The 21,718-nt window shown below is 67.7% G+C and carries 19 protein-coding genes, 1 tRNA gene and 1 pseudogene; 12 read left to right on the forward strand and 9 right to left on the reverse strand.

Features of this window, described 5'->3' with window-relative positions; all coding sequences use genetic code 11:
* Positions 1 to 43 precede the first annotated feature (43 nt).
* Positions 44 to 119: transfer RNA gene (locus I9P22_RS03675), tRNA-Ile, on the reverse strand.
* Between the two features lie 178 nt (positions 120 to 297).
* Here I9P22_RS03675 and choX point away from each other — a divergent pair.
* The 8 genes from choX to I9P22_RS03715 all read left to right on the forward strand — a co-directional run bounded on the left by choX (position 298) and on the right by I9P22_RS03715 (position 7,394).
* Positions 298 to 1,257 carry a choline ABC transporter substrate-binding protein gene (gene choX / locus I9P22_RS03680; RefSeq protein ID WP_199258040.1) on the forward strand — a complete coding sequence of 320 codons (960 nt, stop codon included), beginning with the start codon at positions 298 to 300 and terminating at the stop codon, positions 1,255 to 1,257.
* Positions 1,258 to 2,754 (forward strand): choline-sulfatase, encoded by a 1,497-nt coding sequence (betC, locus tag I9P22_RS03685; RefSeq protein WP_199258041.1) that lies wholly within the window; start codon positions 1,258 to 1,260, stop codon positions 2,752 to 2,754. It abuts the gene before it with no gap.
* Positions 2,755 to 3,180, forward strand: coding sequence for a PPC domain-containing DNA-binding protein (locus I9P22_RS03690; RefSeq protein ID WP_199258042.1), 426 nt, complete (start codon positions 2,755 to 2,757; stop codon positions 3,178 to 3,180).
* 96 nt (positions 3,181 to 3,276) lie between these two features.
* A complete protein-coding gene (locus I9P22_RS03695) occupies positions 3,277 to 3,837 on the forward strand; it encodes a DUF1269 domain-containing protein (protein WP_199258043.1) in 561 nt (186 codons plus the stop codon).
* A gap of 60 nt (positions 3,838 to 3,897) precedes the next feature.
* Positions 3,898 to 4,656, forward strand: coding sequence for a monofunctional biosynthetic peptidoglycan transglycosylase (gene mtgA, locus I9P22_RS03700; RefSeq protein WP_199258044.1), 759 nt, complete (start codon positions 3,898 to 3,900; stop codon positions 4,654 to 4,656).
* Positions 4,657 to 4,739: 83 nt separating this feature from the next.
* Positions 4,740 to 5,429 carry an FtsZ-binding protein FzlA gene (gene fzlA, locus I9P22_RS03705; RefSeq protein WP_199258089.1) on the forward strand — a complete coding sequence of 230 codons (690 nt, stop codon included), beginning with the start codon at positions 4,740 to 4,742 and terminating at the stop codon, positions 5,427 to 5,429.
* Positions 5,410 to 6,462, forward strand: coding sequence for a tRNA epoxyqueuosine(34) reductase QueG (gene queG, locus I9P22_RS03710; protein WP_199258045.1), 1,053 nt, complete (start codon positions 5,410 to 5,412; stop codon positions 6,460 to 6,462). Before fzlA ends, queG begins: the two co-directional genes overlap by 20 nt.
* Positions 6,459 to 7,394 (forward strand): DMT family transporter, encoded by a 936-nt coding sequence (locus I9P22_RS03715; RefSeq protein WP_199258046.1) that lies wholly within the window; start codon positions 6,459 to 6,461, stop codon positions 7,392 to 7,394. The genes queG and I9P22_RS03715 overlap by 4 nt, the downstream gene beginning before the upstream one ends.
* 33 nt (positions 7,395 to 7,427) lie before the next feature.
* Here I9P22_RS03715 and I9P22_RS03720 read toward each other — a convergent pair whose 3' ends face one another.
* The 8 genes from I9P22_RS03720 to cysQ form a co-directional block, all read right to left on the reverse strand.
* Positions 7,428 to 8,822 carry a hypothetical protein gene (locus tag I9P22_RS03720; protein WP_199258047.1) on the reverse strand — a complete coding sequence of 465 codons (1,395 nt, stop codon included), beginning with the start codon at positions 8,820 to 8,822 and terminating at the stop codon, positions 7,428 to 7,430.
* On the reverse strand, positions 8,819 to 10,540 hold the full coding sequence (locus I9P22_RS03725; RefSeq protein ID WP_233253184.1) for a beta-1,6-N-acetylglucosaminyltransferase: 1,722 nt from the start codon (positions 10,538 to 10,540) through the stop codon (positions 8,819 to 8,821). Before I9P22_RS03725 ends, I9P22_RS03720 begins: the two co-directional genes overlap by 4 nt.
* The gene (locus I9P22_RS03730) at positions 10,537 to 11,565 is read right to left on the reverse strand and encodes a glycosyltransferase family 2 protein (RefSeq protein WP_199258048.1); all 1,029 of its coding nucleotides are present in this window, start codon (positions 11,563 to 11,565) and stop codon (positions 10,537 to 10,539) included. The genes I9P22_RS03725 and I9P22_RS03730 overlap by 4 nt, the downstream gene beginning before the upstream one ends.
* A 108-nt stretch (positions 11,566 to 11,673) precedes the next feature.
* Positions 11,674 to 12,711 carry a glycosyltransferase family 2 protein gene (locus tag I9P22_RS03735; protein WP_199258049.1) on the reverse strand — a complete coding sequence of 346 codons (1,038 nt, stop codon included), beginning with the start codon at positions 12,709 to 12,711 and terminating at the stop codon, positions 11,674 to 11,676.
* On the reverse strand, positions 12,708 to 13,706 hold the full coding sequence (gene galE, locus I9P22_RS03740) for a UDP-glucose 4-epimerase GalE (RefSeq protein ID WP_199258050.1): 999 nt from the start codon (positions 13,704 to 13,706) through the stop codon (positions 12,708 to 12,710). The genes I9P22_RS03735 and galE overlap by 4 nt, the downstream gene beginning before the upstream one ends.
* A gap of 3 nt (positions 13,707 to 13,709) precedes the next feature.
* Entirely contained in the window at positions 13,710 to 14,600 is an 891-nt protein-coding gene (locus I9P22_RS03745; RefSeq protein WP_019352815.1) for a UTP--glucose-1-phosphate uridylyltransferase, read from the reverse strand.
* Between the two features lie 252 nt (positions 14,601 to 14,852).
* Positions 14,853 to 15,653: a 3-deoxy-manno-octulosonate cytidylyltransferase gene (locus I9P22_RS03750; protein WP_199258051.1), complete on the reverse strand. Its 801-nt coding sequence runs from the start codon at positions 15,651 to 15,653 to the stop codon at positions 14,853 to 14,855.
* Between the two features lie 4 nt (positions 15,654 to 15,657).
* Complete coding sequence (gene cysQ, locus I9P22_RS03755) at positions 15,658 to 16,455, reverse strand: 3'(2'),5'-bisphosphate nucleotidase CysQ (protein ID WP_199258052.1); 798 nt, start codon at positions 16,453 to 16,455, stop codon at positions 15,658 to 15,660.
* Positions 16,456 to 16,585: 130 nt separating this feature from the next.
* Between cysQ and I9P22_RS03760 the strand changes: the two genes are divergently transcribed.
* From I9P22_RS03760 to I9P22_RS03775, 4 genes and pseudogenes are all read left to right on the forward strand, one after another.
* Positions 16,586 to 17,407: an ABC transporter permease gene (locus I9P22_RS03760; protein WP_199258053.1), complete on the forward strand. Its 822-nt coding sequence runs from the start codon at positions 16,586 to 16,588 to the stop codon at positions 17,405 to 17,407.
* Positions 17,408 to 17,661: 254 nt separating this feature from the next.
* On the forward strand, positions 17,662 to 19,578 hold the full coding sequence (gene dnaK, locus I9P22_RS03765; RefSeq protein WP_199258054.1) for a molecular chaperone DnaK: 1,917 nt from the start codon (positions 17,662 to 17,664) through the stop codon (positions 19,576 to 19,578).
* A gap of 81 nt (positions 19,579 to 19,659) precedes the next feature.
* On the forward strand, positions 19,660 to 20,814 hold the full coding sequence (gene dnaJ, locus I9P22_RS03770; RefSeq protein WP_199258055.1) for a molecular chaperone DnaJ: 1,155 nt from the start codon (positions 19,660 to 19,662) through the stop codon (positions 20,812 to 20,814).
* 127 nt (positions 20,815 to 20,941) lie between these two features.
* Positions 20,942 to 21,583, forward strand: a pseudogene (locus I9P22_RS03775) (JAB domain-containing protein); the annotation flags it as partial.
* Positions 21,584 to 21,718: the final 135 nt, after the last annotated feature.

Here is a 21,718-nt window from a genome sequence, read left to right on the forward strand (position 1 = left end):
GGACCGCATCGCGGCCAGGATGCCCTGCAGGAAGGGGAAGGGGTGGTAGGCCCGGAGGGACTCGAACCCCCAACCAAGGCGTTATGAGCGCCCTGCTCTGACCATTGAGCTACAGGCCCCGAACGCCGCCACCTTTGATCAAGGCGGCGGCTTTCGTCAAGGTTCAGATCGTCGCTTCCCCCCAATCGCACCTGCGGCCCGGGCCGCATCGCGGACTTGATCCCGCGCGCCCTCTGTGGGCTGATGGCGGGCGAAGCCGCCCCTGCCCGGTCGCGGCCCGAAACCGGAGATCAGACCATGCCCAGAACCGCATCGCTTTCCCCGCTTGCCCCCGCCGCCGCCCTTGCCGCCTTTGTCGCCGCGCTTGCCTCGCCCGCGCTGGCGCAGGATCCGGCCAGCTGCGGCACGGTCCGCTTCTCGGATCCCGGCTGGACCGACATAACCGCCACCAACGGCGTCGCCACGGCGCTGCTGCAGGGCCTGGGCTACACCCCGCAGATCAGCACGCTGTCGGTGCCGGTCGGCTACGAGGCGCTGAAGAACGGCGATACCGACGTCTTCCTGGGCAACTGGATGCCGGCGCAGCAGAAGTTCCGCGACGATCTGGATGCCTCGGGCAAGATCGAGGAACTGGTGCAGAACCTGGAAGGCGCCAAGTTCACCCTGGCGGTGACGGATGCCGCCGCCGATCTGGGCGTCACGGATTTCGCCGGCCTCGATGCGCACAAGGACGCCTTCCAGGGCAAGATCTACGGCATCGAGCCCGGCGCGCCGGCGAACCAGAGCATCCAGAAGATGATCGAGGCCGACAAGTTCGGCCTTGGCGACTGGGAACTGGTCGAATCGAGCGAACAGGGCATGCTGGCCCAGGTGCAGCGCAACGATGCCGCCGGCACGCCCTCGGTCTTCCTGGCCTGGGCGCCGCATCCGATGAACGTGACGCTGAAGATCACCTATCTGGCCGGCGGGGACGAGGAGTTCGGCCCGGATTTCGGCGGCGCCACGGTCCATACCGTCGCACGCAAGGAATGGGTGGCCGCCTGCCCGAACGTCGCCAGGCTGTTTCGCCAGCTGACCTTCACCGTGGATCAGGAAAACGTGCTGATGGGCAAGATCCTGGACGAGGGAGTCGATGCGGTCGAGGCGGCGCGAGGCTGGATCGCCGAGAACCCGGACACGGTGGCGAAATGGCTTGACGGCGTGACCACGCTGGATGGAAAACCCGGTGCCGAGGCAGTCATGGAATCGGTGAAGTAATTGAAGAAGCCCAATATCCTGATCGTGATGGCCGACCAGCTGTCGGGGGTGCTGTTCCCCGACGGCCCGGCCGAATTCCTGCAGGTGCCGCATCTGCGGGCGCTGGCCGAACGCTCGACCCGCTATGCCAACGCCTATACCGGCAGCCCGCTTTGCGCACCGGGGCGGGCCAGCTTCATGTCCGGGCAGCTGCCGCGCCGCACCCGGGTCTATGACAATGCGGCCGAGTTCTGCTCGGACATCCCGACCTATGCCCATCACCTGCGCCGGGCGGGCTATCACACCTGCCTGTCGGGCAAGATGCATTTCGTCGGCCCCGACCAACTGCACGGTTTCGAGGAGCGGCTGACCACCGACATCTACCCGGCCGATTTCGGCTGGACCCCGGACTACCGCAAGCCGGGCGAGCGCATCGACTGGTGGTATCACAACCTGGGCTCGGTCACCGGCGCCGGCGTGGCCGAGATCACCAACCAGTACGAATATGACGACGAGGTCGCCTATCACGCCACCCGCAAGCTCTACGACCTGGCGCGCGGCGCCGACGAGCGGCCCTGGTGCCTGACGGTCAGCTTCACCCATCCGCACGACCCCTTCGTCGCCCGGCGCAAGTATTGGGATCTCTACGAGGGCATCCCGGAACTGGAACCGCCCGAGGCGATCCCCTATGCGCGGATGGACCCGCATTCGCAGCGGCTGATGGATGCCAGCGACTGGCGCGGGCTCGAGGTCACGCCCGAGCATGTCCGCCGCGCCCGCCAGGGCTATTTCGCCAACATCTCCTATATCGACGACAAGCTGGGCGAGATCCTGGACGTGCTGGAGCGCACCCGGCAGGAGGCAATCGTGGTCTTCCTGTCCGACCATGGCGAGATGCTGGGCAGCCGCGGCATGTGGTTCAAGATGAGCTTCTTCGAGGGCTCGGCCCGGGTGCCCCTGATGATCGCGGCGCCAGAGATGGCGCCGGGGCGGGTGGACCAGCCGGTCTCGACCATCGACGTGCTGCCGACGATCTGCGACCTCGCGGGGATCTCGATGTCCGAGGTGGCGCCCTGGACCGACGGCCGCTCGCTGGCGCAAGGCGCCCAGGGGCGCGGGCCGGTGGCGATGGAATACGCGGCCGAGGGCAGCATCGCGCCGCTGGTCTGCCTGCGCGACGGCGACTGGAAATACATCGCCTGCGCCGCCGACCCGGACATGCTCTACAACCTGGCCGAGGATCCCGAGGAGCGGGTGAACCGCGCCACCGACCCGGCGGCGGCCGAGGTGCTGGCGCGGATGCGCGCCATGGCCGGCGAACGCTGGGATCTGGCCGCCTATGACGCCGAGGTGCGCGAAAGCCAGGCCCGGCGCTGGGTGGTCTACGAGGCGCTGCGCAACGGCGCCTATTTCCCCTGGGACTACCAGCCGCTGATGAAGGCCTCGGAACGCTACATGCGCAACCACATGGACCTGAACGTGCTGGAGGAATCCAGGCGGTTCCCGCGGGGCGAGTGAATGGTGCCGCTGTCCTCAGGCCGCTTCGCGGCGATCCGCCTGCAGCCGGGCGAGGATCCGGTGGCGGCGCTGCGCGCCCTGCAGCGCCGGACGGGGGCAGCGGCCATGGCGCTGGTCACCTGCGTGGGCAGCCTGACCCGCGCCGTGATCCGGCACGCGAACCGGAACGAGGCCAGCGACTATCGCGGCCATTTCGAGATCACGGCGCTGACCGGCACCATCGACCCGGCCGGCCAGCACCTGCACCTGACCATCGCCGATGGCGAGGGCCGGGCCTTTGGCGGCCACCTGCTGCCGGGCTGCGAAATCCATACCACGGCCGAGATCGTGGTGCTGATCCTGGACGACCTGCATTTTTCCCGCGCCCCCTGCCCGCTTTCCGGCCATGACGAACTGCTGGTGCGGCCCGCGCCGCCCAGGGCCTAGGGGCGCGGCCCGCCCCCTGCGACCAGGCGTCACGGCGGGGAACCCGCCCCGCCGCCGGGGCGTTGCTCCGCCGTCATCAGTCAAGAGGATCCCGCCATGTCCGACCTGCTTGTCATCGCCTTCGACGATGAGGCGACCGGCTTCGAGCTGCGCACCGAACTGGTCAAGATGCAGAAGGAATACCTGATCGAGCTCGAGGACGCGGTGGTCGTCACCCGTCCCACGGCCGAGGACATCCAGCTGCACCAGGCCGTGAACCTGACCGCGGCCGGCGCACTTGGCGGCGGCTTCTGGGGCACGCTGGTCGGGCTGATCTTCCTGAACCCGCTGATCGGCGCGGCGGTTGGGGCGGGCGCCGGGGCCATCGCCGGCAAGCTCTCGGACATCGGCATCAACGACGATTTCATGCGCGAGCTTGGCCAGTCCATCCCGCCCGGCGGCTCGGCCGTGTTCATCCTGGTGCGCAAGATGACCGCCGACAAGGTGCTGGCGCGGCTGGAAGGCTTCCACCTGCGCGGCCGGGTGCTGCAGACCTCGCTGCCTGATGCCGAGGAGGAACGGCTGCGCGAAGCCTTTGCCGGCGGCAAGCTGGGCGCGGCGCTTGGCGTGCCGCAGGCGGACCAGCCGGGCCCCTCGGTCCCGACGACCCCAGCCTGACCCCGCCCGCCCCGTGCCTGACGCTTGACGCAAGGGGCATGGCCGTGACAGGACGCGCCCATGCCCCGCCGCACGGACACCCTGCAAGACCCCGAGGCGCTGACCGAGCCGCCGAAGCCCCGCGCCCGCCGGCGTCGGCGGCCGCTGCGGCGCATGGCGCTGTGGCTCTGGGGCTGGCTGTCCTGGATCGGCGCCCGGCTGCTGGCACTGATGTTCGTGCTGGTCTTCCTGTTTTCCTTCGTCAACCCGCCGACCACCTGGACCATCATCCAGGGCCAGCGCGAATTTCCCGGCCGGGCGACGCGGGAATGGGTCGGCCTGGACGAGATCTCGCCGCACATGGTGCGCGCCGTAGTCGCGGCCGAGGACGCGAATTTCTGCAACCACTGGGGTTTCGACATGGTCGAGATCCGCCGGGTCATCGCCTCGGGCTCGTCGCGCGGCGCCTCGACCATCAGCCAGCAGACGGCCAAGAACGTCTTCCTGTGGCAGGGGCGCAGCTGGCCGCGCAAGGTGATGGAGACGGTCTATACTCCGATGATCGAAGCGCTGTGGTCCAAGCGCCGCATCGTCGAGGTCTATCTGAACATCGCCGAATTCGGCCGCGGCGTCTTCGGCATCAAGGCGGCGGCGGAATATTACTATCGCACCACGCCCGACAAGCTGAGCCTGCGGCAGGCGGCGGCGCTGGCCTCGATCCTGCCCTCGCCGCGCACCCGCAACCCGCAGACCGGCTCGGCCCGCACCCGCGCCATCGTCAGCGGCGCGCAGACGATCCGGGCGGATGGCCGCGATTCCTGCCTGGTGCTGCCGCGCTGAACCGCCCGCCGCGCCAGGACGGTTGAAACCGGGCGCGCCCGGGCGTATCAACCGGAAGCCCGCGAATGAACGGTTTTCCCCTGATGAATACATCCTCGCCCAGTTCCACCATCCGCCTTTACCACCTTGCCCTGTCGCCGTTCTGCCGCAAGGTCCGGCTGGTGCTGGCCGAAAAGCGGATCGAGGTCGAGCTGGTCGAGGACCGCTTCTGGGAGCCGGGGTCCGAGATCCTGCGCCGCAACCCGGCGGGCAAGCTGCCGGTGCTGCGCATGGACGGGCGGCTTCTGGCCGAAAGCCAGGCGATCTGCGAATACCTGGACGAGGTGCAGCCGCAGCCGGCTCTGATGCCCCATGCCGCCATCGAACGCTACGAGGTCCGCCGGCTTTGCGCCTGGTTCGACGACAAGTTCAACGCCGAGGTGACGAAGCCGGTGATGACCGAGCGGGTCTGGAAGAAGGTGATGCGCCTGGGCTACCCGGACAGCCGCACCGTCAAGGCCGGGCTGTCAGCGATCCGCTATCATCTCGACTACATGAAAAGCCTGCTGGAACATCGCCGCTGGCTGGCGGGCGACGTGATGACGCTGGCGGATTTCGCCGCCGCGGCGCATCTGTCCTGCCTTGACTACATCTCGGACGTGGACTGGACCCATTCGGCCGAGGTGCAGGAATGGTATGCCAAGATCAAGTCGCGGCCGGCCTTCCGCAGCCTTCTGGCCGACCACCTGCCGGGCGTCCACCCGGCGCCGCATTATGCCCTGCTCGACTTCTAGGCCGACCGAGCCCACCGAGATCCGTTCCCGGCTCGAGGAACAGGCGCGGGCCGAGGGTTTCTCGGCCCTTGGCATTTGCGCCCCCGACGCGGCGCCAGAACTGCCCGAGCGGCTGGCGGCCTTCCTGGACCAGGGCCGCCACGGCCAGATGGGCTGGATGGCCGAGCGCGCGCATTGGCGCGCCTCCCCCGCCGCGCTCTGGCCCGAGGCGCGCTCGGTCGTCATGCTGGCCGAGCTTTACACGCCCGAGCACGACCCGCTGGAGGTCATCCGCCACCGGGATCGCGGCGCGGTCAGCGTCTATGCCCAGGGCAAGGACTATCACGACCTGGTCAAGAAGCGGCTCAAGCGCCTGGGCGGCTGGCTGGTCGGGCTGACCGGCTGCGAGATCAAGGTCTTTGTCGACACCGCCCCGGTGATGGAAAAGCCGCTGGCGCAGGCGGCGGGCCTGGGCTGGCAGGGCAAGCACACCAACCTGCTGTCGCGCGACCTGGGCAGCTGGTTCTTCCTGGGCGCGATCTTCACCACGCTGGACCTGCCGAAGGACGCGGCCGAGCGCAGCCATTGCGGATCGTGCCGGGCCTGCCTCGACGCCTGCCCCACGCGCGCCTTTCCGGCGCCCTACCAGCTGGACGCGCGGCGCTGCATCTCCTACCTGACCATCGAGCACAAGGGGCCGGTGGACCCCGAGCTGCGGCCGAGCCTGGGCAACCGCATCTATGGCTGCGACGATTGCCTGGCCGCCTGCCCCTGGAACAAGTTCGCGCAGGCCGCGACCGAGCTGCGCTATCACGGGCCCCATGGCGCGCCGGCGCTGGCCGAGCTGGCGCAGCTTGACGATGCGGGCTTTCGCGCGCGTTTCTCGGGCAGCCCGATCAAGCGCATCGGCCGCGACCGCATGGTGCGCAATGTTCTTTACGCCATCGGCAATTCGGGGCTTGCACATCTGCGCCCGGTCGCGGAAGCCTTGGCGCATGATCCCGACCCCACCGTCGCCGATGCGGCACGCTGGGCCTGCGAGCGCCTGCCATGATCTCTCAAAGCCCGCTGCGCGGCATCCTGCTCAAATGTCTCAGCGTCATGGTCTTCACGATCATGGCCTCGCTGATCAAGGCGACATCCGAGGATGGGCTGGGGGTGCCGCCGGGGCAGCAGGTCTTCTTCCGCTCGTTCTTCGCGGTGCCGGTCATCCTGCTGTGGCTGGCCTGGCGGCACGAGCTGGGCGTCGGGCTGAAGACCTTTCGCCCGATGGGGCATTTCTATCGCGGCATCATCGGCACCGCCGCCATGGGGCTGGGCTTCTGGGCGCTGGCGCTGCTGCCCTTTCCCGAAGTCACGGCCATCGGCTATGCCGCGCCGCTGCTGACGGTGATCTTCGCCGCGATGTTCCTGAACGAGAACGTGCGGCTGTTCCGGCTGTCCATGGTGGCGCTGGGGATGGCCGGGGTGATGATCGTGCTGTCGCCGCGCATCACCACCGGCAGCGAGATCGGCTACAAGGAAAGCCTGGGCGCCATGGTCACGCTGGCCGGCGCGGCCTGTACGGCGCTGGCGCAGATCTTCGTGCGCAAGCTGGTGCAGGAGGAACGCACCTCGGCCATCGTGTTCTGGTTCTCGATCACCTCGACCCTGCTCAGCCTGCTGACCATCCCCTTCGACTGGGTGATGCCGGACGCCGGGACGGCGGCGCTGCTGGTCACCATCGGGCTTCTGGGCGGGCTGGGGCAGATCCTGCTGACCTCGGCCTATCGCTTTGCCGACGCCTCGCTGGTGGCGCCCTTCGAATATGTCTCGATGCTGCTGGCCCTGGCGATCGGCTGGTTCGTCTTCGACGAGGCGCCGACCCTGGTCATGCTGGCCGGCGCGGCGCTGGTCATCACCGCCGGCATCCTGATCATCTGGCGCGAGCGGCAGCTGGGGCTGGAGCGCACCCGCCAGCGCAAGGCCATGACCCCGCAGGGCTAGAGCGGGGCGGGGCTGGGTCAGGGCAGGGCCGGGTCAGGGTTGGCCGCCGAAGCCGAAGGCGACGTAATCGCGCAGATAGGCCTTTTTCGCCGCGCCGCGCAGTTCCTGCTCGTTCAGGAAGGCGGGGAAGGGCTCGGGGTCGGGGAAATCCGCCGGCGCCCGGATCCCGGCGCTGGCGGCAAGCCAGGACAGGTCGCGCGGCAGCTCCGATTCGCGCAGCAGCATGTCGGGGGAGCCGAAGCGCGCGAAACCCGCCAGCACCTCGGACTGGCTGGCCCAGCCGGGATAGGTCGGCAGCGTGGTCTGGCCGTTCAGGTTGCGGCGCAGGAAATCCAGGAAGGCCGCGAACAGCTCGGCCTTGCGGCCCTGGTCCAGCGCGTCCAGCGCCTCGTCGGGCGGCAGGGCCACGCGATGGATCTGCCGCATCAGCTGGCGCAGCTCGGCGTTGCGGCCGCCGATCAGCGATTCGAAGGCCGCCCAGGCGCGCAGCAGCGGGTGGCGCAGCACGGTGAAACTGCGATGGCCGACATGCTGGCGCTTCCATTGCCGCAGGCTGTTCTGGTTGAAATCGCCTGTAACCTCGCCCATCCGCCGCAGCCAGTCCCCGACCGGGCCGGTCGGCCCGCCCTTGACCGGCATGAAGATCAGCCCCTTGCCCGCCTCGGCCCCCAGGAACGAGGGCACGGCCGGGCCCTTCCTCGGCTCGAAATTCGGGATCTTGCGCAGCATGAACGGGTCGAGCCGCGCCAGTTCCGCCTGCATCTCGTCGAAATTCTCGACCTTTTCGGACAGTTCGCGCGGGTTCTGCGGCACCTGGTCGCTGGCCGGCTCGACCCGCTTCAGGTCGGTGCGGCCCAGCCAGTGCAGCAGCCCGGTCATCACCTCGGCGTCGCGCAGGTCCTCGTAGCCCAGCCAGAAGCCGGCCTGCCCGGTCACCTGCAGCCGGTGCATGACCTTCAGCTGGAACTCCTCGACCGCGCCCGTCACCTGCCGGAACTCGGCGCCGTCGAAGCGGATGGCGGCGGGGATCGGCGTCTCGGTCTCGTTCAGCTTCCACTGGTTGGTGGCGCGCGCCAGCGCGGTCGAGACATAGCTGTCCACCGGGTTGCGGGTCAGGATGATCTTGGCGCAGGCCCGATCCTCGATGATCGCGTCGAAGACGCGCGGGTCGTGGTCGTGGAAATAGCGGAAGCCCGGCAGGTGGTTCGGCTTGTCGAAGATCGCCGCCAGCAGCCGGTGCGGATCGGCGTCGCGCTCGGCCATGGTGATGCCCTTCAGCTCGTCCTTGTCGGGCCAGCCCATCATGTAGGGGTTGAAGGCCTCGCCGAAGCAGGTGACGCGCTTGACGCCGTTCAGCGTCGCCTCGAGCAGGTTCGAGCCGGTGCGCATCTCGGCGAAGACGACGAAGCTGCGAAAGGGCTGGGTCATGGCGCGGAACTTTCTTCGGGGTCGGGCGCGGGCGGCGCGGGCGGCGCGGGCGCAATGTCGGTGGCGGGGAATTCCCCCATCAGCTGCGGCCGCAAGCCGGCATTGCGCAGCCTTTGCAGGAAGCGACCCATGCCGGCCACGTCGCGCATGACCGGCAGGTTGGTCGCGGCCTCGGGGTCACCGCCCAGCTGGCGCAGCACGCCGCGCAGTGCGTCGGCAGGTCGGGCGCAGAAATCGCCCAAGGCCCAGACCTGCGTCTGCGCCTTGAGCCAGACCGAGTTCAGCACCTCCATCTGCGCCAGCTCGGTGCGCTGCAGGATGGCGGCGACGCGGCGGATGTCGTCGAAGGGCATGTCGGAATGCAGCAGCGGCACCGCCCAGGCGCCGGTGATCACGAAGATGCGGGCGTTCGGATCGGTGGCGGTGAACCAGTTCATCTCTTGCCCGTCGCGCGGGCTGAACTGCCAGGCCTGCATCCGCCGGGTGATGCGGATCAGGTTGGCAAGGAAGCCGCGCGGGTCCAGGTCGCGCAGCGCCGCGCTGTCGGACAGCGCCCCCGGCCCGATCGGCGCGCGGCCGGCGAATTCGGCGCCGTGGACCGCGAACAGGTGGCCGTGCACATCGGCATCGACCCGGCTGGAGAGCCAGGATTCGAAGCCGGGAAACAGGTCGCTGAAGCCCTGCAGCACCGCATAGGGCGCGGCGGTCTTGCCGTTCTCGCGATCCTTCAGCGGAAAGCGGCTTTGCATGTAAAGCCCGGGCCGGCCCAGGCTGCGGCGCGCCACGGCCTGGCTGACGATGCGGTCCAGCCGCTCGGGCCGCGGCTCGTCCACCTGCGGCCGGGCGGCGTCGCCATGCGGGAAATGCGCGTAAAGCCGATGCGCGCCGCGCCAGATCTTGCGCGCCACGAAGCAGCGCGACTGTTCCAGCATCTCCAGGTGGTCGTTGTAGAAGATATAGGGCTTGCCCTGGCCGTCGAACTTGGCCAGCGTCAGCGAACGGCTTTCGATGTTCTGCGAATGGCGGCGGGCCAGGGTCTGGAAATAGCTCTCGTCCGGGATCCAGACCCGGCGGAAATAGCGGTCGAACTCGGCCCGGCGCGGATCGGCCAGGATGGCGCGCAGCGTGGCCCGGGTCAGGCACCACCATTGCGAACCCAGATGCGGCACCAGCCCCTGCGGGATGCGGCGCCTGTAGCCCAGCCGGCGCTGCAGGGCGACATGGCGGTCGAACAGCTTGCGCTGCCGCCGCCACGAGAAGGGGAAGCGCAGGGTGAAGCGCTCCTCGTTCAGCCCGCCCACGGTCCAGCCGACATCCGCCGCCGTCACGCTTTCGATGAAGTCGCGCCGCGGATACAGGGCCAGGAAGGCGCGCAGATCCTGCACCGGCCGCAGGGGCAGGCAGGAGCCCGAGACGACCATCACGTGCGTCAGATCCTCGAAGCGGTCCAGCAACAGCGCCGCCGCGTCCTGGGTGGCCTGCACCAGGCTGAACATGCCCCATTCGCAGGAATGCCGGGGACTGAACAGCACCTGCGGCAGGTCGGCCAGGCCGCCGCGCATGGCCGCCATGTCGGCGGCCGGCGCCTTGGCATCGACATGCACCACCACCGCGGCCCCGCCCTCGGCCCAGACCCGCGCCATGCGGGCGGCGATGGGCAATTCGTCGTGGCAGAGCATGATCACGCCCAGCCGGATCTCGGCCCCGTCGCCGCTCATGCCCAGTGTCCCTTGGAGATCAGGCCCAGATCCTCGAGCTGGCGCCAGTCCTGCAGTTCGCAGGACTGCGCGCACCAGAAATCCGGGTCGTCCTGCAGGCCCGAGTGATAGGCCATGTATTCCTGGCTGTCGGCGTAATGCTGGCGCCGGGTCAGTTCCTCGGCGGATTTCTCGACGAAGGTGGACAGGAACTTGGCATGCAGCAGGCAGCCCGAGGCCTTTTCGCCGCCATGCTCGTCATAGACGATGTTCAGCGAGCGCGGCAGCAGCATGTGGGTCGAGCTGACATAGGCATAGGATCGCCGCCACCGCACCAGCGGGATCTTGTTCAGCGCCGGGCCGTTCTGCGGATTGTCGCGGAAGAAGCTGCGGCAGCGCGGCCCGCCCTGGATCCACAGGTTGCCGTATTCGCCGTTCTTGCGGATGGTATAGTTCGCCGGATCGAACCAGCGCGCGATCTCGAACGGGTCCTGCCCGCTGCGATAGGGCTGCGAGACCAGCGAGCCCCTGGGATACATGTCCAGCAGCATGGCCGAGAAGGACCGCACCTCGCCCGCGTCCAGCCAGTCGGTCAGCGCCTGCAAGGGCCGGGTGTCGTGATGCGGATAGATCAGGAACTCGTCGGGATCGACGGTCAGGCACCAATGCCCGCTGCCGTAGCGGCGCAACAGCGCGTTCAGCCAGTCCATGCCGAAGCGCGCTTCCTTGTAGCTTGCCCCGGTCCGCCACAGCGAGACATCGGGCTGACCGGCCAGCCATTCCGCGCTGCCATCGGTGCTGGCATTGTCCACCACCAGGAAATGCTGCACCCCCAGCTGGCGGTAATGCCGGAAGAACCAGGGCAGCCGCACCAGTTCGTTGCGCAGGGTGACGAAGGCCAGGATGTCGCCGCGCCGGATGGTGCCGGTGCGGTTCTGCACCGGCTGCAGGGCGCGGGCGCGGTTCAGGGCCCGCGCGATCAGCCATTGCCGCCGGGCCCGCCGACGCAGGCGCTTCCAGATCGGCCAGCGCGTCAGTCGGGGCACCGCGTGCCATCCTCGGGTTGAATGTGACAGTCTCGGCTCATGCTAGGGGACATGCTTCGTGGCGCGGCTTTTCGCAAGCGGTTTCATCCTCGTGCCGGGCGCGGACGGTCAATCGGTCCAGCCGGCCCCGCCCATCAGCCCCAGTTCGGCCAGTTGCCGCCAGCCGCGATAGCGCAACGAGCCCGGATGCCACAGCACCGGCGCCTCGGTCAGCGCCCGGTGATAGCCGGCATAGGCGTCCGGGTCGGCGAAATGCTGGCGGCGCTCCAGCTCCTCGGCCGAGCGCTCGCCGATGCCGGGCAGGAACTTGCTGTGCAGCAGCACCCCCGACGGCCGCGGATCGCCCGGCCCGTCGTAAAGGTTGTTCAGGCGCGGCGGCAGCATGGAATGGGTCGAGTTCACATAGGCATAGCGCCAGTTCCAGCGGATCAGCGGCAGCTTGTTCAGCGTCGGCGCGCGCTGCGGCCGGTCGGCGAAGAACACCCGCTCGCGCACACCGCCCTGCACCCAGCGGTTGCGGCGCGGCTGCATGACCTGGCAGCGATAGGGGCCCGCATCGAAGAAGGGCAGTTCCTCGGTGACGCTGCCCCCCGCCGAAGGCCGGTCGAGCGGCCCCTGCGGATAAAGGTCCAGCATCAGCGCCCCCATGCCGGGGATGCCCCGCGCGTCCAGATGCTCGGTCAGGGCGCGCAGGTCGTGGCTGTCGCAATGCGGATAGACCAGAAGCTCGTCCGCATCGACGCAGACGCACCAATGGCCATGGCCGTGGCGCAGCAGCAGCGCCCCCATCCAGTCCAGGCCGAAGCGCGCCTCGCGATAGCTGGCGGGCGTGCTCCACAGCGAGACATCGGGCTGGGCGCGCAGGAACTCGGCGCTGCCATCGGTGCTGGCATTGTCCACCACCAGGAAATGCCGGACGCCCAGCTTGCGGTAATGCGCCAGGAATTCGGGCAGGCGCTGCATCTCGTTGCGCAGCGTGGCGAACAGCAGGATGTCGCCGGGTCGGATCGCCGCCGTCCGGTCCGCCAGCGGGGCCAGCGCGCGACCCGCCCGGATCGCGCGCCAGATCAGCTTGCGACGTTTCCAGCGCAACCGCCAGGCCGACCACGCCCGCCGCAGCAGAACGGGCCGGCCGGGTCGGTTCACCGGGCGTAGCCGCCGTTCTGGTGCCAGCGCCAGGCGTCGCCGATCATCTGCGGCAGGGTCGAGCGCGCCGGGTTCCAGCCCAGCACCGAGACCGCCTTTTCGCTGCCCGAGACCAGCTTGACCGCATCGCCGCCGCGCCGCGGCCCCTCGGTCAGCGGCACCGGGCGGTTGGTGACATGCCGGGAATGATCGATCACCTCGCGCACCGAAAAGCCGTTGCCGGTGCCCAGGCAGAACACCTCCTGCCCGCCTTCGGCCACCTTGCCGCCCAGCAGGTATTGCAGCCCCAGCACATGCGCATCGACCAGGTCCATCACATGCACATAGTCGCGGATGCAGGTGCCGTCGGGCGTCGGATAATCCGTGCCGTGAATGGTCAGCGCCGGGCGCTTGCCGTCGATGGCATCCAGGATCAGCGGGATCAGATGCGTCTCGGGCTGGTGGAACTCGCCCACCTCGGCATCCGGGTCTGCACCGGCGACGTTGAAATAGCGGAAGATCACCGAGCGCAGCCCGTCAGAGGCACCGAAATCCTTCAACATGTCCTCGATCGCGCGCTTGGAGGCGCCATAGGCGTTCAGCGGCGCCTGCGGGGTCGCCTCGTCCAGAACCACGCCGTCATGGTCGCCATAGGTGGCGCAGGTCGAGGAAAAGACGAAGTTCCGCACCCCCGCCGCCAGCGTCGCCTCGATCAGGTTCAGCGAGGCGCAGACATTGCCGCGCCAGTATTTCCCCGGCTCGCGCATCGCCTCGCCCACCTGGCTCAGCGCGGCGAAATGCATCACGGCGACGGGCTTGTGGGCGGTCAGGACCTGATCCAGCCGGGCGCGGTCCATCAGGTCGCCCTGCTCGAAGGGACCGAACTTCACCGCCTCCTGCCAGCCGGTGCAGAGATTGTCATAGGTGACGGGAACGAAACCCGCGTCGCGCAACGCCTTGCTGGCGTGCGAGCCGATATAGCCCGCGCCGCCCGTCACCAGAACCGTGTCGCCCATGCCTTATTCCGCAGCCTTCCGCATCGCCATGACGTCGGAGAGGTAATCCGCGAACTCGTCCTTGAGATCGTCGCGCGCCAGGCCGAAGGCCACGGTCGCCTGCAGGAAGCCGGCCTTGGAGCCGCAGTCGAAACGCTGGCCGCGGAAGCGCAGGCCATAGACGTCGCGGCCTTCCTCGATCTCGTCGGCGATGGCATCGGTCAGCTGGATCTCGCCGCCCGCGCCCTGCTTGAGCTTGTTGAGATTGTCCATCACCGTCGGCGCCAGGATGTAGCGGCCGATCACGGCAAGGTTCGAGGGCGGGTTTTCCTTGGGCTTTTCCACCATGCCCTTGGCCCGGACGATGGCGCCCATGTCCTCGGCCACGTCGAGCACGCCGTAGGCCTTGGTCTTTTCGGTCGGCACTTCCATGGTCGCGACCATGGTGCCGCCGGTTTCCTTGTAGGCCTCGACCATCTGCTGCAGGCAGGGCGGCTCGCCCATGATCACGTCGTCGGTCAGGATCACCGCGACGGGCTCGTTGCCCAGCAGCCGGCGGGCGCACCAGACCGCATGGCCCAGCCCCAGGGCCTTGTGCTGGCGCACATAGGCGATGGCACCCGAATCCATGTTGGTGCCACGCAGCACGTCCAGAAGCTCGTTCTTGCCGGATTTCTTCAGGCTCGATTCGAGCTCATGGGCATGGTCGAAATAATCCTCGAGCGCCCCCTTGCCGCGCGACGTGACGAAGATGAATTCCTCGATTCCCGCCGCACGCGCCTCGTCGATGGCGTATTGGATCAGCGGCCGATCCACCAAGGTCATGATTTCCTTGGGAATGCTTTTCGTGGCGGGAAGAAAGCGGGTGCCGAGGCCAGCCACGGGAAAGATGGCCTTGGTGACTTTGCGATTCATGAATCATGTCTCCTGATTTCTGCGCCTACGCAGGGTGGTTATCCCCTTTTGCAGACGCTTCCGCAACAAGCGCATGGCCGGCGCGGTCGTTCCATAAATAACTAAAGCGATTCAGTTTTTGACGGTTTGCAGCGATTTTCTGCCTATTCCCCCTTCAGGTCTAGGCAATTTTCTTCCCGCGCCCGCGACAGGGCAGCATCCGCGCGGAAACGTGACGGCCGCGGGCAACCGGAAAAGCCCCGCTCCTGCGACTCAGGCAATACCCATCCGGCGCATCATCGCCTCCAGCTTGGGCACGTCCGAAGGGTTGTTCAGTTCCCAGAACTCGCGGCCCCTCGCCTCGACCTCGACGCAGAGGATGCGGCGGCCGCGTTCCAGGAAGCGCAGCTGTTCCAGGCCCTCCAGGGCCTCCAGCCGCCCCTCGTCCCAGCCGGGATACTCGGCCAGCGCCTCGGGGCGATAGGCATAGACGCCGACATGGTGAAAGACCGGCGTCGGCTCGTTCGGCGCGAAATCGGCGCCGGCATAGGGGATCACTTCCTTCGAGAAATACAGCGCCCGGCGGTCATGGCCGAAGACCGCCGTGGTGCCGCCGACGCGCCCCGCCACCCGGTCGGCGATCAGTTCGGACCGCATGGCGCCCGAGCAGCGCAGCACCGGCGTCGCCACATCGGCGCCCGGATCGGCGCGCAGGCCCGCGACCAGCTCCTCGACGAACCAGGCGGGGGTCAGCGGCGCGTCGCCCTGCAGGTTCACCACGATCTCATGCGTCAGGCCCAGCTTCGCCACCGCCTCGGCGCAGCGTTCGGTGCCATTGCGGGCCGCGGCCGAGGTCATGGCGACCTCGGCTCCGAAGCCCTCGGCATGGGCGCGGATGCGCTCGTCATCGGTGGCGACGATCACCCGGTCGATGCCCCGGACGGCGCGCGCCGCCTCCCAGCTGCGGCGGATCAGGCTCTGGCCCTCGCCGGTGGCGCCGCGCAGCTCGACCAGCGGCTTGCCGGGATAGCGCGTCGAGGCGTGGCGGGCGGGAATGACGATGACGACCGACATGGGATCAGTCCTTGACCAGCAGCACGCCGGGGGCGAAGGCAATGAAGAACGGGTTCTCGAAGCCGGGCTTGCCGTATTTCAGCGGCGTGTGGTCGTCGAAGCGCACCACTTCGCCGCCGGCGCCGCGCAACACCGCATCGCCAGCGGCGGTGTCCCATTCCATGGTCCGGCCGAGGCGCGGGTAAAGATCGGCCTCGCCCGTCGCCACCAGGCAGAACTTCAGCGAGCTGCCGGCCGAGGTCATGTCGCGCACCCCGTAGCGGGCGATATAGTCGTCGGTCGCCGCGTCGCGGTGCGATTTCGAGGCGACGACCATCAGCGCCCGGTTGTCGGGCATGGAGTTCACGCCGATGGGCGTGACCTCGCCCGGCTTTTCGCCGAAGGGGCCCTTCTCCTCGACCGATCCGCCCTCGGCATTGGTATAGAACAGCCGGCCCTTGGCCGGGGCATAGACGACGCCAAGGCGCGGCACGCCGTCCTCGACATAGGCGATGTTGACGGTGAAATCGCCGCGGCGCTGCACGAACTCCTTGGTACCGTCCAGCGGATCGACGATCAGGAAGGTGGACAGGTTCTGGCCATGCGTCGCGGCCTGTTCCTCGGTCACCAGCGGGATGTCGGGAAAGGCGGCGCGCAGCCCCCCCGAGATCAGCGCATCGGCGGCCTCGTCGGCCTCGGTCACCGGCGAGGCGTCGGATTTCGCCCGCACCTCGAAATCCTCGGCACCATAGATGCGCATGATCTCGTCTCCGGCCTGCAGGGCCAGGCGGCGCATCTCGGCGATCAATTGATCGAATTGCATGGTTTTTCCTTTCCGTCCCGAACCCACGGGATTGCGGCGCCGATTGAACCCGGCGGTCCCGTTCCTTATGATGCGGGGAACCGCGCAGGGCAAGCGCCCCGCATGTCGCAACGGAAAGACCCCGCCGAGCATGTTCACCCAGCGCCGCAACCGCAACATGGTCGAGGCCGCGTTCACCACGCTGTCGCTGATCTACCACGTCACGGTCAACAACCTGCGCAAGGGCCAGCGCAACGCCGTGGTCGGGCTGATCATGACGGTGGTGCAATCCATCGCCATGATCGCGGGCTTCTACCTGATCTTCGCCATCATGGGCGTGCGAACCGCGCCGATCCGGGGCAATTACATCGTCTATATCATGTCGGGGATCTTCATGTTCATGGCCCATTCCCAGGCCATCGGCGCGGTGTCGGGCGCCGGCAGCCCCAGCAACCAGATGATGAAGCACGGGCCGATGAACACGGCGGTGCTGATCTCGGCCGCGGCGCTGGCCTCGCTCTACAAGCAGACCTTCTCGGCGCTGGTGGTGCTGTCGGCCTATAACTACCTGGTCGAGCCGGTGCATATCGACAAGCCGCTGGCCTGCTATGCCATGCTGTTGATGGCCTGGTTCTCGGGCTGTTGCATCGGGCTGATCTTCCTGTCGCTGCGGCCCTGGTGGCCGCAGGGGGCGCAGGTGCTGACCCAGTTCTACCAGCGCGTCAACATGGTATTTTCCGGCAAGATGTTCGTGGCGAACCTGATGCCCGGTGCCATGCTGCACCTGTTCTCCTGGAACCCGCTGTTCCATGTGATCGACCAGACGCGCGGCTTCGCCTTCATCAACTATTCGCCGCGCAACTCGTCGCTGGACTATCCCGTCTATGCCGCGCTGACGCTGCTGATGATCGGGCTGATGGCGGAATTCGTCACCCGCAAGGCGGTGTCGATCAGCTGGTCGGCCGGACGGTGAGGCCGGTTTCCGCCCCGCCGTCGCCGGAAAAACCCCGGCCCGGCCGCCCGCGACGCCGACCGCGGCGCCACCCGCGACAGGGGCCTGCTTTCTGCCCTCGGCTCAGCTTGCAGCCCGCCAGACCCCTTCCTATATAGGCCCATGAAGCGCGGAGGGGCCCGGACACGGTTCCCTCCGGTCAATCCAGGGATCGGGCTTTCGGGGGCCGCTTTCGGACCCGAGGCCCAGAATATCGCCGCAAGAAAGGTTATTGCATGTCCAAAGTCATCGGCATCGACCTCGGAACCACCAACAGCTGCGTCGCCATCATGGACGGCAGCCAGCCCAAGGTCATCGAGAACTCGGAAGGCGCCCGCACCACGCCTTCGATCGTCGGCTTCACCGACAGCGAGCGGCTGGTGGGCCAGCCCGCCAAGCGCCAGGCGGTGACCAACCCCTCGAACACCATCTTCGCCGTCAAGCGCCTGATCGGCCGCCGCACTACCGACCCCGAGGTGGAAAAGGACAAGAAGCTGGTCCCCTATGCCATCGTCGACGGCGGCAATGGCGACGCCTGGGTCGAGGTGCGGGGCGAGAAATATTCCCCCAGCCAGATTTCCGCCTTCATCCTGCAGAAGATGAAGGAGACCGCCGAATCCTATCTGGGCGAGCCGGTGACGCAGGCCGTCATCACGGTGCCCGCCTATTTCAACGACGCCCAGCGCCAGGCCACCAAGGACGCCGGCAAGATCGCCGGGCTGGAAGTGCTGCGCATTATCAACGAGCCGACCGCGGCCGCGCTGGCCTATGGGCTCGACAAGAAGGACAGCAAGACCATCGCGGTCTATGACCTCGGCGGCGGCACCTTCGACATCACCATCCTGGAAATCGACGACGGCCTGTTCGAGGTGAAATCCACCAACGGGGACACGTTCCTGGGCGGTGAAGACTTCGACATGCGCATCGTCAACTACCTGGCCGACGAGTTCAAGAAAGAGCATGGCGTCGACCTGACCAAGGACAAGATGGCGCTGCAGCGGCTGAAGGAGGCCGCCGAGAAGGCCAAGATCGAGCTGTCGAGCTCGAGCCAGACCGAGATCAACCAGCCGTTCATCTCGATGGACAAGGACTCGGGCACGCCGCTGCACATGGTGATGAAGCTGACCCGCGCCAAGCTGGAAAGCCTGGTCGGCGACCTGATCAAGCGCACCATGAAGCCCGTCCAGGACGCGCTGAAGGATGCCGGCATGTCCAAGGGCGACATCGACGAGATCGTGCTGGTCGGCGGCATGACCCGGATGCCGAAGGTGGTCGAGGAAGTGACCAGCTTCTTCGGCAAGGAACCGCACAAGGGCGTGAACCCGGACGAGGTCGTGGCGCTTGGCGCCGCCATCCAGGCCGGCGTGCTGCAGGGCGACGTCAAGGACGTGGTGCTGCTGGACGTGACCCCGCTGTCCTTGGGCATCGAGACGCTGGGCGGCGTGTTCACCCGGCTGATCGACCGCAACACCACCATCCCGACCAAGAAGTCGCAGATCTTCTCGACCGCCGAGGACAACCAGAACGCCGTGACCATCCGGGTCTTCCAGGGTGAGCGCGAGATGGCCGCGGACAACAAGCTTCTGGGCCAGTTCAACCTGGAGAACATCCCGCCGGCGCCGCGCGGCATGCCGCAGATCGAGGTGACCTTCGACATCGACGCCAACGGCATCGTCTCGGTTTCCGCCAAGGACAAGGGCACCGGGAAAGAGCAGAAGATCACCATCCAGGCCTCGGGCGGGCTGTCGGACGACGAGATCGAGAAGATGGTCAAGGACGCCGAGGCCAATGCCGAGGCCGACAAGAAGCGCAAGGAGCTGGTCGAGGCCAAGAACCAGGCCGAAAGCCTGATCCACACCACGAAAAAGTCGCTGGAAGAGCATGGCGACAAGGTGGACGGCTCGACCGTCGAGGCGATCGAGCTGGCCGTCGGCGCGCTGGAAGAGGCCGTCAAGTCCGAGGACGCCGGCAAGATCAAGGGCGGCATCCAGAACCTGATGGACGCCTCGATGAAGCTGGGCGAGGCCATCTACAAGGCCAGCCAGGCCGAGGCCGGCGCGGGCGATGCCGATGGCGAACCCGGCCCGCGCGACGTGGATGACGAGATCGTCGATGCCGATTTCGAGGATCTCGGCGAAGACAAGCGCAAGTAAGCGCGATGTGACCCAACCGGCCGGCCCGCTGCAGACCCGCACGGGCCGGTCCTGTCTTGAAAGACCCCGGACGCGATCGACATGGCGAAACGTGATTATTACGAGGTGCTGGGCGTTCAGCGGGGCGCCTCGGCCGACGAGATCAAGAAGGCCTACCGCGCCAAGGCGAAGCAGTTGCACCCCGACCGCAACAAGGATTGCAAGGTCTCGGAGGCGGCGTTCAAGGAAGTGAACGAGGCCTATGACTGCCTGAAGGACGACCAGAAGAAGGCCGCCTATGACCGCTTCGGCCATGCTGCCTTCGAGAATGGCGGCGGCGGCTTCCACCGGGGCAACGGCCATGGCGATTTCGGCTCGGCCTTCGCCGACGTGTTCGAGGACCTGTTCGGCGACATGATGGGCCGCCGGCCCGGCGCGGGCGGACGCTCGCGCTCCAGCCGTGGCCAGGATCTGCGCTACAACCTGCGCGTCTCGCTGGAGGAAGCCTATAACGGCGCGCAGAAGACCATCAGCGTGCCCGGCTCGGTCGCCTGCGCCGCCTGCAACGGCACCGGCGCCGAGGGCGCGGTCGAGCCCGCCACCTGCCCCACCTGCTCGGGCATGGGCAAGGTCCGGGCCACCCAGGGCTTCTTCACCGTCGAGCGCACCTGCCCGACCTGCAACGGCCATGGCCAGATCGTCAAGAATCCCTGCCAGGAATGCCGCGGCGCCGGCCGGGTGCAGAAGGAACGCACCCTGTCGGTGAACATCCCCGCCGGCGTCGAGACCGGCACCCGCATCCGCCTGGCCGGCGAGGGCGAGGCCGGGATGCGCGGCGGCCCGGCCGGCGATCTCTATATCTTCATCGAGGTCAAGGAGCACCCGATCTTCATCCGCGACGGCCGGATGCTGGCCTGCCAGGTGCCGGTCAGCATGGCCACCGCCGCGCTTGGCGGCGAGATCGAGGTGCCCAATATCGACGGCGGCCGCTCGCGCGTCAAGGTGCCGGCCGGCACGCAGAGCGGCAAGCAGCTGCGCCTGCGCGGCAAGGGCATGCCGCCGCTGCGCCACGGCCCGGGGATGAACGGCGAATCGGGCGACATGCTGATCGAGCTGGTGGTCGAGACGCCGGTGAACCTGACCGCGCGGCAAAAGGAGCTGCTGCGCGAATTCGAGGCGATCCAGGCCGACAACAATCCGCAGACCCAGGGCTTTTTCCAGAAGATCAAGGGGTTCTGGGACGAGATGAAAGGCTGAACCGGCCAGGTCGGCGCTGCCGGCCGCCTGGGGATTCGGGTATTTGGAAAACGGAAAGAACGGCCGGGGCGCGCGGGATCGCGCGCGTTAACCCGGCCTTTACCCTTGCCGTGGCAGGCTGCCGGCCATGGACAAGAATCGCGCCTTTCGGGAAGCCCCGCTACCCCTGTTCTCCTCGGCCCGGCCTGCCGGAGACGAGGCCGCCTTGCCTGCGGCGGCTCTGGTCTCCGGCAGCCGCCCGCCCAGCTATATCGCCGATCACCGCGCCCGGCTGCGCGACCGCTTCATGCAGGGCGGGGCCGGGGCGATGCCGGATTACGAATTGCTGGAACTGGTGCTGTTCCGCGCCATCCCGCGCCAGGACGTGAAGCCGCTGGCGCGGCGGCTGCTCGACCGGTTCGGCGATTTCAACCGCGTGCTCTCGGCCCCGCCCGCGCGGCTGGCCGAGGTTTCGGGCGTCGGCCAGGCGGTGGTGCAGGAGCTGAAGATCGTCGAGGCGGCGGCGCAGCGGCTGGCGCGCTCGCGCGTCATGCACCGCCCGGTGCTGACCAGCTGGGACGCGCTGCTGGACTATTGCCACACCGCCATGGCGCATCGCGAGATCGAAGAGTTCCGCGTGCTGTATCTGGACCGCAAAAACGTGCTGATCGCGGATGAGGAACAGGCCCGCGGCACCGTCGATCACGTCCCGGTCTATCCGCGCGAGATCATGCGCCGGGCGCTGGAGCTGAATGCCAGCGCGCTGATCCTGGTGCACAACCACCCCACTCACTGATTTTGATCACGAATAATCCCGCTTAATCACGTTGAAACACTAGCAATTTCGGCGATTTTGAGCGTTGCGTAGTGGGGGCGGTTATGGCAAATTGGGGGCTGTAAAAGGGGTAGAAAACGGCTTCCCGAT

It is taken from the genome of Paracoccus binzhouensis, from assembly GCF_016446475.1.
GTDB classification, from domain to species: Bacteria; Pseudomonadota; Alphaproteobacteria; order Rhodobacterales; family Rhodobacteraceae; genus Paracoccus; species Paracoccus binzhouensis.

What these genes read in the sequence shown, in the direction of transcription:
- choX (WP_199258040.1), top strand. Translation starts at nt 298, where the DNA reads ATGCCCAGAACCGCATCGCTTTCCCCGCTTGCCCCCGCCGCCGCCCTT.
- I9P22_RS03690 (WP_199258042.1), top strand. Translation starts at nt 2,755, where the DNA reads ATGGTGCCGCTGTCCTCAGGCCGCTTCGCGGCGATCCGCCTGCAGCCG.
- I9P22_RS03695 (WP_199258043.1), top strand. Translation starts at nt 3,277, where the DNA reads ATGTCCGACCTGCTTGTCATCGCCTTCGACGATGAGGCGACCGGCTTC.
- mtgA (WP_199258044.1), top strand. Translation starts at nt 3,898, where the DNA reads ATGCCCCGCCGCACGGACACCCTGCAAGACCCCGAGGCGCTGACCGAG.
- fzlA (WP_199258089.1), top strand. Translation starts at nt 4,740, where the DNA reads ATGAATACATCCTCGCCCAGTTCCACCATCCGCCTTTACCACCTTGCC.
- queG (WP_199258045.1), top strand. Translation starts at nt 5,410, where the DNA reads ATGCCCTGCTCGACTTCTAGGCCGACCGAGCCCACCGAGATCCGTTCC.
- I9P22_RS03715 (WP_199258046.1), top strand. Translation starts at nt 6,459, where the DNA reads ATGATCTCTCAAAGCCCGCTGCGCGGCATCCTGCTCAAATGTCTCAGC.
- I9P22_RS03720 (WP_199258047.1), bottom strand. Translation starts at nt 8,822, where the DNA reads ATGACCCAGCCCTTTCGCAGCTTCGTCGTCTTCGCCGAGATGCGCACC.
- I9P22_RS03725 (WP_233253184.1), bottom strand. Translation starts at nt 10,540, where the DNA reads ATGAGCGGCGACGGGGCCGAGATCCGGCTGGGCGTGATCATGCTCTGC.
- galE (WP_199258050.1), bottom strand. Translation starts at nt 13,706, where the DNA reads ATGGGCGACACGGTTCTGGTGACGGGCGGCGCGGGCTATATCGGCTCG.
- I9P22_RS03745 (WP_019352815.1), bottom strand. Translation starts at nt 14,600, where the DNA reads ATGAATCGCAAAGTCACCAAGGCCATCTTTCCCGTGGCTGGCCTCGGC.
- I9P22_RS03750 (WP_199258051.1), bottom strand. Translation starts at nt 15,653, where the DNA reads ATGTCGGTCGTCATCGTCATTCCCGCCCGCCACGCCTCGACGCGCTAT.
- cysQ (WP_199258052.1), bottom strand. Translation starts at nt 16,455, where the DNA reads ATGCAATTCGATCAATTGATCGCCGAGATGCGCCGCCTGGCCCTGCAG.
- I9P22_RS03760 (WP_199258053.1), top strand. Translation starts at nt 16,586, where the DNA reads ATGTTCACCCAGCGCCGCAACCGCAACATGGTCGAGGCCGCGTTCACC.
- dnaK (WP_199258054.1), top strand. Translation starts at nt 17,662, where the DNA reads ATGTCCAAAGTCATCGGCATCGACCTCGGAACCACCAACAGCTGCGTC.
- dnaJ (WP_199258055.1), top strand. Translation starts at nt 19,660, where the DNA reads ATGGCGAAACGTGATTATTACGAGGTGCTGGGCGTTCAGCGGGGCGCC.